This is a genomic window from Bacillus sp. PK3_68, assembly GCF_003600835.1.
Taxonomy (GTDB): domain Bacteria; phylum Bacillota; class Bacilli; order Bacillales; family Domibacillaceae; genus Pseudobacillus.
On the sequence record NZ_NQYC01000001.1, the window covers coordinates 2,323,117 to 2,335,776 of the forward strand.

Below are 12,660 nucleotides of genomic sequence, written 5' to 3' on the forward strand. Positions count from 1 at the left end.
TTCCCAATGACTTTATCTATCCTATCCATCCTTTAAGCTATAAATATATGATTTATGTACGCCTTTTATTTTGAAAAAAGGAATCCACGTGCCCTCATATAACCTTAAGAGATTTTAAGATTTAAGTTCAACATTTTTCCTTTAAGCGTTTCCGGATTATTAATTTTATTAAAAGGAAAAGAACTCACTTATAGAGCTTAATTTTTAATATAAACATTCGAACTAAAAGAATGTTTTCTCCTTACTTTCGAAAGCTCTTCAGCCTATGGATATCTTTTACTATTAATAAAATAAACGAAATATGGACAAATATCCTACTATTTCCTTGCCTGATCATCTGCTATCCAAAAAAGAAGCCATTTTATAAAATGGCTTCTTTTTATTTACAAATTCCTCTTACAAACTTTTCTTTACCGTAACAACTATAGAACTTTTATTTCCTGCCTTGTCCTTTGCTTCCATTGTTATTCTTGTGCCAGCTGCATACGCTTTATCCAGCTGGATCGTAAAACTGCCATCTTCATTCGTAGCCGTTTCACCTGCTACGTTGTTATTTACTTTCACTACAACCGTTCCAGGCTCATTCAGTTTACCGGAAATGGCCGTCGTTTTCTCGCTTACTACAGGCATAATCAAAAAAACAGGGGCAGCCGTGTCTTTTAATACATTCGTATAGGCTGGTTTACTTTCCTGGCCCATTTGATCTTTTGCTTTTACCATCACCTTCGTGTTGACAGGCAGTTCAGTTAGTAAAGAAACGGTGAAATTACCTTCCTCATCTGATAATACTTCACCCAGTTCTTCAACAATCTGAAGACGGGTATCAACCCGATAAAGTTTGACTGACGCTCTTTCGGATACCTTACCGCTCACAAAGCTGGATGTATGGTAAATCGGATTTACTTTTCCCAGAACAGGAGCTGTTTTATCTTGAACAGTGACAACTTCTTCCGTTTTCAACCCGGCATAATCTGTTATAGTAACCGTTACGTTTGTTCCAGCCGGTAACTTTCCAACAGTAACTTTAAACTTGCCTTGTCCATCTGTCGCAACCGGTGCTTTCGTAATCGGCAGTGAATTAATCTGCACATGAATTTTTGCTTCTTCACTCACTTTTCCTTCGAAAAGGGAGCTGGCATCATTCAATTTAATAGTGTCAGCAAGCAGTTGAGGAGCTAATGTATCTTTTTCCACTGTGACAGTCACTGGTGCACTTTCCAATGCTTTCGGTTTAGCCAAATCTTTAGCCATTAATGTAATCTGTGTGCCTGGAGCTCTGCGATTCACTAACATGTTAAATCGTCCGGTCGCATCCGTTTTAACTGTACCGACTACTTTTCCATCAATCAAAGCTGTAACTGTAGCGGCTTCACTCACTTTTCCTTCTACATATTTAGAAGTTTCATAGATTGGCTGAATAGAGTTTGTTTGAATAACTGGATTGGTTCCATCCGTCACCGTAACCTTTTTCTCAGACTTGGCTGTGCCGCTGTCCCAGAAGATAAAAGTGATCGGTGTATTAGCAGCCAGCTGTGGCAATGTAACTGTGAAATTTCCGTCTTTATCTGTCGTAACTGATTTAATCTTGTTCTCGCCCACCTTTACTTCCACCCGGCCTTCTTCACTTAATTGGCCGGTCATCACTTGCTCACCTTTATCGGTCAAAACAATAGTTTGCGGTGAAAGCAGCTTAGGCGGAATACGGTCTTCTATTACCGCTGCACTCGTTAATTTGCTTTTATTTTGTGCTGTATCTGTTGCCTCTAAAGAAAGCTTCGTGCCTTTTGGCAATTTTTCTACAAGTTGAAGTTTAAACGAATTATTTTCACTTGTTGCTGTTCCAAGTGTTTTTTGAACAATTCCTTTTGAATCGACGACAGAAACTTTAACTGTCGCTGCTTCATTTACACTGCCTTCAATGTAATTGGAAGTATTGTAGACAGGATTTACTTTTCCGATTACCGGAGCTGTTTCGTCTTTTACTACAGTCTCAACGGTTGTTACATTTGGTTCTTTGGCATTATCTTTAATAATAAGTTTAACCTGATCGCCTGCTTTTAACTTGCCGGCTGCTAATTTAAAGTTGCCATTTGCATCGGTTGCTATTGGTGTTTTCGTCAAAAGCGTACTGCCTATTTGCGCCTGTACTTTTGCTTCTTCACTTACTTGCCCTTCAATCAACGCCTTTGCATCTGAAGCGAGGACCTTTTGCAATACAGGAGCTACTGTATCTTTTAAAACAGCTACTGTTTTTTCTTCTGTTTGTTTTGTACCAATGGCTGCTTTCACAGTAACTATTGAGCCAACAGGCAAATAGCCAATTTTAATTTTAAAGTGGCCCGCCGCATCAGTATCCTGGGTAACTACTTTACCAGTACTGTTGACTTTCACTGTCACTTTCGCTTTTGCTTTTGCACCGATGTCCCCTTCAACATACTGAGAACTGTCATACAGTTCATTCACTGCGATAATTTCAATAGGCAAGTAGGCTTCCAATGCTTTCTTGGCGTCAATCAATTTTCCGCTAGCAACATAAGCTCCTCCTGATGTCATCGCCTTGCCAGTTGTTTTTAATGCATTCATTATTTCTGCAGGTGTACCGCTGGAATGGACGCCCATCATTAAAGCAGCAACACCTGTGACATGTGGAGCAGCCATTGACGTTCCATTATTGTACTCATATTCATTAAATCTAATGACTCTCTCTGGATATTCTAAATTCACTTTTGTCGTTGCTGGATTTAGCGAAGAATAAAAATCAGCATAAGGAATAGAACGAACCTGGTAATTGCTAGATTCATAGGCTGTTCCACTCACGCCTTCTACGTCACCGGCGTAAAACTCATCGATGACATGAATCCCTAACATATCGGTAACAAATGAGCTTTCTTCATTGCCCCAAATCGCATCACGACCTGAAAGCAGCAAGCTGCCCCCGTCATTCATATACGTTTCCAAGGAATAAGTATCTGTGCTGGTCAAAGGAAATTCATCAGCTGTCCCATAAGCATCACCGGTAAACCAAATGACTGTTTTATATTTCTTTAACGTGTTGGCATCTGGTCCATTTTCTGATTGATTGATTGTTTGAGTTGTATACGTATAACCCAGAGACTTTAATAACTCTTGATAAATAGATAGGTAAGAGCCCATATCCGCATCTGATTCATCATCATCCACTAACAGTACTGGAGACGATTTGTCTCCCAAGAAATTCATTGCTTTTTGAAAAGCCGCTTTTCTCTCTGTAAGGCTGGCGATATGTTCAAAACCAAACCCATTGACGATGGCTTTGTAATTGCTTCCTTTTACTTCTACTCCTGCTCCGAGGCGGGGCAAAGAAACGGGATCACGATGAGGAACTGTACTTAATATTGATACGCCAGGAGCTGACACATCGACTGACGACTTGCCATAGTTAGAAAAGCCCGCTAGTCTCCCTTGATTATCAACCGCTGCTACCGTAAGGATATTTGCACTCTTGTAACTGGCTGGATAAGAAGGCATCGAATCAATATTGCGCCCATCATTTCCAGCGGCCGCAACAAATAACATTCCTGAATCAGCAATCGCCCGTTCTAATGCATCTCCCGCAGTGCCATCATCACCACCCCAACTATTGTTGGAAATTTTCACTCCCATACTCTGCGCATATTCAATGGCTTGAATGGCATCAAACGTTGACCCGCCATCGGGACCAAGAAATTTAAGCGGCATAATTTTAGCATTCGGCGCAATGCCGGCAACTCCTTGTGCATTATCCATGCTTGCTGCGATGGTGCCGGATACGTGCGTTCCATGTTCGTCCCCATCTTCTTCATCATAGACAGTATTATCATTATTAAAGAAGTCCCAGCCATGAATATCATCTACATACCCGTTGCCATCGTCATCGACATGAGGCTGGCCGTTCTTTTCCTTTTCATTCGTCCATATCTTATCGGCCAAATCTGGATGATTAATGTCTGTTCCTGTGTCAATCACAGCAACCACTGTTTCCTGCAAATGTTTATCCTTAATGAAATTCCAAGCTTCTGGCAGGTTAATATCCATGTCAGGCTTACCTGTCTGCCCTAAAATTGTCTGTCCTGTATTATTTAATCCCCATAACTCATTGGAATAAGAATCATTTGTGAATCCCGCTGCCGCATACTGATAGTTAGGCTGCACATGGGCAATCGACTTATCCTGGGTAAGAGTCTTCATTAGCCCTTTGGCCGTCTGTTTTTTTGCATCAAATGTAACGAGGGCTACATTCTTATTTTTAACCTTCTTATTTACTTTGAGGCCATGAGTCTTTAAGACACTTTCCGGCTTCATTCCTTTCTTAAACTGAACAATCAACTCTCCCGGAACGCTCTCTTGCTTTTTCTTCTCTCGATCCGGCAAAGATAAAGAATGCGCGTTTCCTTCTTTTAATTTATCCATTGCTGTGTTCTCTTCTTCTGCTTTGACCGGACTGGCCCCTACAGAAAATGCAGAAAACAAAAGTACTCCCGCTAATGCCGCTGAATATATGTTTTTCACTGCCTTTCCTCTCTTTCCATTAGGAATAAAAGCTTTAAAGTTACTTATATATCGGCATATATATCTATTACTTTTAGCCCTAGTTTCTTTTTATTTAATAAATATTTCGACAAGTATATAAAAGAATGGTCATCAATAAATAAAAACAGAGAGCTGATAAACAGCTCTCTGTTTTTAAACTACTATATGAACATACCCAGTTGCTAAATATCTACAGAGTAAACACCTAATTTTCTCTAAATATTTTAACAACTTATTTTCATTGAATTTCCTCTTCATCTAAACGATAGGATTTAAAGGGCTCTATTTTTGAGTAAGTAACAATATAAAATAAAGGAGCTGTCCAATGACAGCCCCCCTATTTTTAGTCTACCTTTACTGAGGTTTCACTCCTGTGATTGTTTGTGATAACGCTTCATTGCCTTTATCGTCTTTCACAAGCACATTAAGGTTCTTAGTGTATTTTACTTTTACTTTAGCAAGATCTAAATCTGGCTTAAATGTATCAGTTTCATTAAATGTAACAGAGATTAGACCAGTTGATGCAGTTGCTGCAGTTCCATATGCTGCTTTGCTTGCGTTTTCAACAGTGAATTGAGCAGCTTGTTTATCTGTATCAGTACCTTTGAAGTCCACCGCTTCACTATAAGTAATATCTAGTGCGTTAGCTGATTTTTTCGTTGCACCGATCATGATAGGATTTGCACGATCAATAATGTTTGCTGGCTTGACATCTGCAGATGAAAGCTCTAATGCATTAGCTACACCACTTGATTTGCCTTTAATAGTTTCTGCAGCAACTGTCACTAAATCAGTTACATCACCAGTTACAAATTTTACTTTTGAATTAGCTGGTTGAATTTTCAACTGATTTCCGCTTACGCTAAACTTAATTTGTGAATCGCCTTGTAATGTTGCATCGGCAGCAAATTTACCATTATCATACAACTCAAAACCTTTGACTTTAATGTCAGAAGCTCTTAAGTTTTTCGCATCGATATCTTCTGCAAACTCGACAACAATCTCTTCGGCAGAGTTCATACGGATTTTATCAAATTCTGGTGCAGAAATGCTTACACCACCAACAGTTGCTTTAAGTTTCTCTTGGTTTGTTTTGGCATCTGTACCAGCATCAGTTTTAACAACACCAGCTTTAAATTCAATCGTGTATGATGCACCATCTTCAGGAATGAATGTATCAGTGCCACCAGCTAATGTAAATTTAGATGTTACATCTTTAATCACCACTGTTTTACCAGTCGTATCACCAGGGTAAACTGCAGCTTCTGGACTAGCATTAAGTTCATAGGTATCGGCACCATCTTTAATAACGATAGCATCGGTTGTAGCCGTGTTTAACGCAGCAACATCCACACGTTGGTTGAATGTCAGAAGAAGATCTGCTTTGTCTTTATTGTCAACTTGTTGTTGTAACTTAGCTGTCACAGACGTTACTTCAATATCTTTCTGAGCTTCTGCTTTCAAACCTTTTACTTCTTTATTGGAGGCATTAGCAAAGTATGCATTCTCTACTCCATTTGATGGTAAATCAATTGTATAAGTTAAGTCAGCATCTAGTGCGCCAGCATCAAATCCCAAAACAAGTTCTTTAGGACTAGCGTTTTGAGCGATAGACGTAACATTTAGAGTTTGTCCACCTGGTTTTTTCACAGTAATTTGTTTTTCATTGAAATGTTCTGTTCCTAAATCTTTGTCAAAAGTAACAACAATTGTGTCGCCAACCACACGAGCTACTTTAGCTGTTGGTTGAGCTTCAGAAATTGCTGGTGTTTTCACGGTAATTGTACGTTGGCTATCAGATAATTGTTTGCCATCATCAGTTTTAACGGCGTCAGCTACTTTAATTTTATATGTTTTACCTGCTAAAAGACCTTTAGCGGCAGCTTTATCAAGTTTAAATTCAACGGACTTTTTATCTGTCGGATCAACCCATTCACCGTCACCAGTAACTACGTAATCAGATAGAACACCGAGTTTTGTATCGTTTTCGTAAACTTCGTAGTTTGCTACTGTTTTAGCTTCATCAGCCATTTTTGTTTTAAAGTCAAGAACAACTTTATCTTGATCACCATTTATTGTGAATTCTGGTGTGTCTGCACCTTTTTTAAGTACTTGTGGGCCGAATTTTTCAACAACAGACGAAACAGCATTGTTATCTCCATCCATTAAAGCCACTGTATAATTTACATCAGCTTCAAGGGCCGGGGTATCCGCTAAGATCACTTCAGCTTTTGTGCGCTCTGCATTAAAGCTGATTGTTTTAGATTGAATAATGTTATCGCTTTGAGCTGTTTGTCCGCCGTGGAATACAACAAAGCGCTTACCGCTCTTTTCGATTTCCATTGCAAGGTCTTCACTAATTGCTTTTGCAAATGATACTTCAAGTTTAGTATCATTGATTGCTTCAACTTTAGATACACCTGGTTGTGGTGTTTCATCCATTGTTTCTAATTTGTAAAGGAAGATTGCAAATTCACCGCGCTTGATCGGATCTTGCGTGCCGAATTTAGAATCTGTTTTACCAGAAGTGATTTTTTTATCTACAAGCGCTGCTACCGCATCTTTGTATCGGTCAGATACATCTGTGAAATTAACGTTCTTAGCATCGCCTTTAATTTTGTAAGCATTCGCAAACATTAACGCTGCTTCACCACGAGTGATTTCGTCGTTTGCTCCAAAGCGAGTGTCAGTTTTACCATTAACAATACCAGCTTCTTTAAGAGCATTTACTTCTTTCACACCACGACTTGGCACGTCTGTGAAGTTAGAAGCTTTTGCATTATCAATTTGTTGTTGTGTAAGAACTGCTTTCGCTAAAATGATTGCGAAGTCAACACGCTTGATTTGTTGATCAACACCGAATTGTGTTTCGTTAATACCTTTTGTAAGGTTATTTTTCACTAAGTAGTCAACTGCTTCTTTGTAACGTGAACCTACATCAGTGAAATCTTGTGCTGCAAATGCTGGTGTTACTGCAGATGCTACTAGAGTAGCTGTTGCCGCAGTAGCAACAAATTTACGATAAGACTTTGGTTGGTAAGCCATGTAATAGTTCCTCCTGTTTTGTAAAATATTCTTTAAATTTATGAAACCAACTAGCCATAAAACCAGTTGTTCATTACATCGGTTGATGTCGAGAAATCTTTAGTCCCAACTTAACAATATTACGTAATTTACGTAATGTTTGTATTGGTTGGAAGATTTAAACTCAAAATCTATTCTACCAAAGTGCTGTTGTTTTTCAACCGTTTTTTTGCTATTTCCATATTTTAATAAAATTGTTACATTTGATATAAATATGAAAATAACTCGCCTGTTTTTGGCGATTCTTGTAGATAAAATTATAATTTGTGGTATGAAAAACCATAGCTTTCTCATTATATACCAATTAAGCAGGAAATTGAAAGGATTTTTACCAATAATTTTGTCTCTTTTCTGTTACAGTTGTAGAAAACTTGGAAAGAAAAGCGTTTTTTTGGCGCTATCTTTCTTAAAAAATCACAAAAAAAAACCTGAAAGGATGTCTTTCAGGTTACGTTTATTTCACTTTTGCCGGGCTGCTAGCTTTGTATACAACGCCCGGGTTTGCTGTTCGAGCTGCTCTAAGGAGTAATGGCTGGACGCATATTGATATAATATTTCACCCATTGCAACGAGCTGCCCTTCCGCTTGGCGATTCATTGCCTGGCGCAGGGCCTCGGCATAGGCCGATGGGTCCCCTACCGGCACGATCCAGCCTGTCTTCCCCTCCTCGACTAGTTCTTTCACCCCGCCGACATCCGTCGTCACGATCGGTACGTGCTGATTGGCTGCTTCCAGAAGAGCGAGCGGAAAGCTCTCGCTGTAGGAAGCGAGCAGCGCCAGATTGGAGGCGGCGTAGATTTGATCCACGTCGGAACGAAAGCCGAGAAAGTGAACATGGCTATTCAGCTGCCGCTTCTCCACTTCTTGTTCCAGTTCTTGTTTGATCGGCCCGTCCCCTACAAGCAGCAGGTGCGGACGCTTGGCTGCTTCCATTTTTTGCATTGCGTCAAAGACAACGGTGTGGCCCTTGATCGGGTGCAGGCGGGCAACCATTGTCATGACGAAGTCCTCATCGGTCAGCCCCCACTCTGTGCGTGGAATCGGCTGGGCCGTTTCTTTCGTAAAATGGATGCCGTTGTAAACAGTGTGGATTTTATGGCCCTCAATGCCAAGATTCATCAGGTTCTGCTTAAATCGCTCGGATACGGCAAAGTAGCTGTCCATTCTCTTGACCGCATACATGCTGAGCGCTGTAAAAACCTTCCCCTTTACTCCGGACTTCACAAAATCAAGGGACGGGTCGCTATGGACGGTCGTCACCCAGCGGATGCCGGTTTTCTTTTTTAAGTAAATGCCGAACAGGTTGGCGCGCGGGCCGTGTGTATGTAAAATTGTGAACTTCTCTGATTGAATGAATTGGACAAGCTTTTTCAAAATGGAGAGATCGTAACGAGAGCTCTGGGTAAACACTACCGTACGGATTCCCTTCGCTCTCGCTTCCTCCGCAAACGGACCCTCCTGCATGAGCGCCAGAACCGCTTCCTCTTGAGCGAATTGCTCCAGCAGCGTAATGACATGCTTGCGCGAGCCGCCTGTTTCGGCTCCTGTAATAAGATGGAGTACTTTCATGACATGCCTCCTTAAAAAAAGTGCCTGGCCTCTGGAGAGATGCCGGGCACTTTGTATTATTTTTGAAATAAAATTTTGAGCAAAAACTGCGGCAACGCCATTTGACGCTTGAGCCGCTTCGGCTCTTTCATGAGACGATACAGCCACTCCAGGCCGAATTTGCGGTAAAAAGCGGGTGCCCGCTTGACCCTGCCGGAATAGACATCGAAGCTGCCGCCGACGCCCTGGAAGACCTTCACGTTCGGCAGCTTCGGCATGTTCTCTTTAATCCATAGCTCCTGGCGCGGACTGCCGAGTGCAACAAATAACAGAGCTGCGCCGGATTCACGGATTTGCTTCACGAGGGCTTCCTGGTCCTGTACGTAGCCATTGGCATAGCCAGCTACACGCAAGGAAGGAATTTTCTCTTCCAGCTTTTCTTTCGCTGTCCGAACGACCTCTTCCTTTGCCCCGTAAAAAAGACACTATGCCCTTCATCGGCGGCAAATTGCAGAAGGCGCCCCATCATATCCACGCCAGTCACCCGCTCACGCAGCTGGCCCTTTTTCAGCTTGGAAGCGATGATCATGCCGATCCCGTCAGCAATCTGGTAGGTAGAATTGTTAATCAATTCTTTAACGAGCGGATCGCGGCCGGCGGTCATCACCTTTTCTGGATTCACCGCAATGACCGTAGACTGCTCCCCGTTTGCTATTCTCTTTTTCAAATCAGCGATAATCTGCTCATACGTGTAGGGCGAGACAGACACGCCTAAATATTGTTCTTTTTCCATTCCAGACATCCTCAGCTATTGATTGGCTTAACCGCAATGGCTTGCAGGCCAGTCACGTCACCGATGCGATAGACCGTAAGCCCTTCTTCCTGCTCCAGGTTCGTGCAGTTCTTCGTATCGAAGACAACCGCCGTCTCCATTTCGGACAGCAGGACATTTTTGTCCATCTGTTTGAATTCATTGTGATCCGTTAATACGACGAGCAGATTCGCCCCTTTCACCGCTTCTTCGAAGGAAACGAGCGGGAACGGCACTTGTTCTTCTCTGACGTGCGGATCATGAACGCGCACATCATAGCGCGGGTTGGCCAGCACTTTTTCCACGATTTCAATCGCCGGGCTTTCGCGCACATCATCAATATTGCCTTTGTACGTTAAGCCGAACAGCGCAATTTTTGGCTCCTTCAATTCAGACGTCAGCTTGATAATCTGCTCGATCACAAAGTCCGGCATCGAATTATTAATATCGCGGGAAAGCTGGATCATCAGCGCTTCTTCTGGTGCTTTTTCCACGATAAAATACGGGTCAACAGCAAGACAGTGGCCGCCGACGCCTGGTCCCGGCTGGTGAATATTCACGCGTGGATGCTTATTGGCAAGCTCAATGACTTTATGGGCATCGACACCAAGGCGGGCCGAAATCTTCGCCAATTCATTAGCAAGCGCAATGTTCACATCGCGGAACGTATTTTCCATCAGCTTTGACATTTCCGCTGTCACCGCTTCTGTTTCAATGACATCGCCTGTGACGATTTGACGGTACACATTCGCTGCCTTTGTTGCGGCTTCCGGTGTAAGGCCGCCGACGATGCGTGTATTTTCTACCAGCTCAATTAAAATCCGGCCCGGCAATACGCGTTCCGGACAGTGGGCAATCGCCACATCTTCTTTCGGATTAAAACCGGCCGCTTCGATGATCGGCGCTACTACATCATCCATGGTGCGCGGTGGAATCGTGGATTCGACGATAACGACGTTCCCTTTTTTCAAGTAAGGAACCACGGCTTCTGTCGCACTCCGAACATAGTCCACGTTTGCCGTGCAGTCCTCATGAATCGGCGTCGGTACAGAAATAATGAAGGCATCTGCTTCCTCCGGTTCCAGAGAAGCACGCAGCTTGCCGGAGTCCACTACCTCTTTCACCACTTCTGGAAGGCCGACCTCCTCAATAATAATCTCACCTTTATTTAAACGCTCAACAACTTGTTTGTTGACGTCTACTCCTACGACCGAAAAACCGGCACGCGCAAAAACAGCCGCTGTCGGCAGACCAATATATCCTAATCCAATGACGCAAATTTTTTGCATGTGAAAAAATCCTTTCTAACAGAAGTTGTTCAAAACGGGCGGATTACTATGAATAGTTCCCCTGTATTCCTACAGCCATCGCTAATTGCTTGAATTTCTTTTCCTGCCGTTTTGAACGTCTATCCTATGCCAGTATAATTGAATTTCATTGCTTCCAATAGTATAGCAAATTCACTTTCAGCTTGCACTAATTTCATTGAATGTCCTTGCTATCAATGATAGAATGATCTGTAGCTTTTTAAGCATTTGATTTGAAGGAGGACATCCGTTTGAAGGTTGTGATTTCGGGATTTTATGGATTAGGCAATACCGGTGATGAAGCGATCCTGGAAGCGATTGTAGATAATTTACGAAATGAGATAAAAGACATAGATATTACTGTGTTTTCCTTGTCGCCGGAGCAGACGGCAAAAGAGCACAATGTCAAGACCGTCTACCGCGGCTGGCGCCATGATAACAAAGGAAAAATCCGGGCGCTGCGGCAAGCGGATCTATTGATCAGCGGCGGCGGCGGCTTGCTGCAGGATACATATCCGACGAAGTTTTTGTTCGGCCCGCTTCCTTATTATTTGCTTATCGCTTTTTTAGCAAAGCTGTGCGGAGCGAAGGTCATGTTCTTTTCACAGGGCATTGGACCCGTCACTTCGACATGGGGCAAAATTCTAATGAAAGTGTTCGCCAACCGTGCTGATTTCGTGACAGTGCGCGACCAGTACTCCAAAGATTACTTGCATAACCTCGGCGTGAAGCGGCCGGAAACGGTTGTAACAGCGGATATCGTTTTTGCTTTCCAAAAGAAGCCGGACGATTCTTGCTTGAAGAGCCTGTCGCTGAAGGGCCATGAAAAGCTTGTAGCCGTATCGACACGGCCTTGGTTTGAACACGATGATTATTATGGCAAGCTCGCTGAAGTGCTAGATGAACTCATTGCGACAGAAGGCATCACCCCGGTATTCGTGCCGATGGAAGGCCACCATGATGTGGATGCGTCCAAGCGCGTCATGCAGATGATGACACGGGCGGATGACTGCTTCCTGCTCGGCGGGGACTTTACGCCGAACCAGTATTTGAATTTTATCGGCGAATGCGAAATGACGATTGGCCTGCGCCTGCATTCCTTGATCTTCTCGGCGCTTTCCCATGTGCCTCATATCGGCATCAGCTATGATAAAAAAGTGGAAAGCCTCTTAAAGCGCTCCGGCATGTGGGAATATTCTTTCCCTTTAGAAGCATTTGATCCGGCAAAAATGAAAGAAAATGCCCGTTACGTGCTTGCCAATCGCAGTGAGCTCAGTAAAGTGGTGGCCGGCAATGCAGCTGAAATGCGCAGAGAGGCCTTGGAAAATATCGAACTATTAAAGAAAAAATTTATGTGAAGCG

5 protein-coding genes and 1 pseudogene are annotated in these 12,660 nt (G+C 42.7%); 1 reads left to right on the forward strand and 5 read right to left on the reverse strand.

What is annotated here, in order from left to right; translation table 11 throughout:
- Positions 1-396: 396 nt before the first annotated feature.
- From CJ483_RS11910 to CJ483_RS11930, 5 genes and pseudogenes are all read right to left on the reverse strand, one after another.
- The gene (locus tag CJ483_RS11910) at positions 397-4,527 is read right to left on the reverse strand and encodes a S8 family serine peptidase (protein ID WP_120035210.1); all 4,131 of its coding nucleotides are present in this window, start codon (positions 4,525-4,527) and stop codon (positions 397-399) included.
- Positions 4,528-4,902: 375 nt separating this feature from the next.
- The gene (locus CJ483_RS11915; protein WP_120035212.1) at positions 4,903-7,593 is read right to left on the reverse strand and encodes an S-layer homology domain-containing protein; all 2,691 of its coding nucleotides are present in this window, start codon (positions 7,591-7,593) and stop codon (positions 4,903-4,905) included.
- Positions 7,594-8,091: 498 nt separating this feature from the next.
- Entirely contained in the window at positions 8,092-9,201 is a 1,110-nt protein-coding gene (locus CJ483_RS11920; protein WP_120035214.1) for a glycosyltransferase, read from the reverse strand.
- 56 nt (positions 9,202-9,257) lie between these two features.
- Positions 9,258-9,973, reverse strand: a pseudogene (locus tag CJ483_RS11925) (WecB/TagA/CpsF family glycosyltransferase).
- Positions 9,974-9,984: 11 nt separating this feature from the next.
- The gene (locus tag CJ483_RS11930) at positions 9,985-11,280 is read right to left on the reverse strand and encodes a nucleotide sugar dehydrogenase (RefSeq protein ID WP_120035216.1); all 1,296 of its coding nucleotides are present in this window, start codon (positions 11,278-11,280) and stop codon (positions 9,985-9,987) included.
- A gap of 269 nt (positions 11,281-11,549) precedes the next feature.
- On the opposite strand from CJ483_RS11930, the gene csaB reads away from it, so the two are divergent.
- Positions 11,550-12,656, forward strand: coding sequence for a polysaccharide pyruvyl transferase CsaB (gene csaB, locus CJ483_RS11935; protein WP_120035219.1), 1,107 nt, complete (start codon positions 11,550-11,552; stop codon positions 12,654-12,656).
- Positions 12,657-12,660 lie beyond the last annotated feature (4 nt).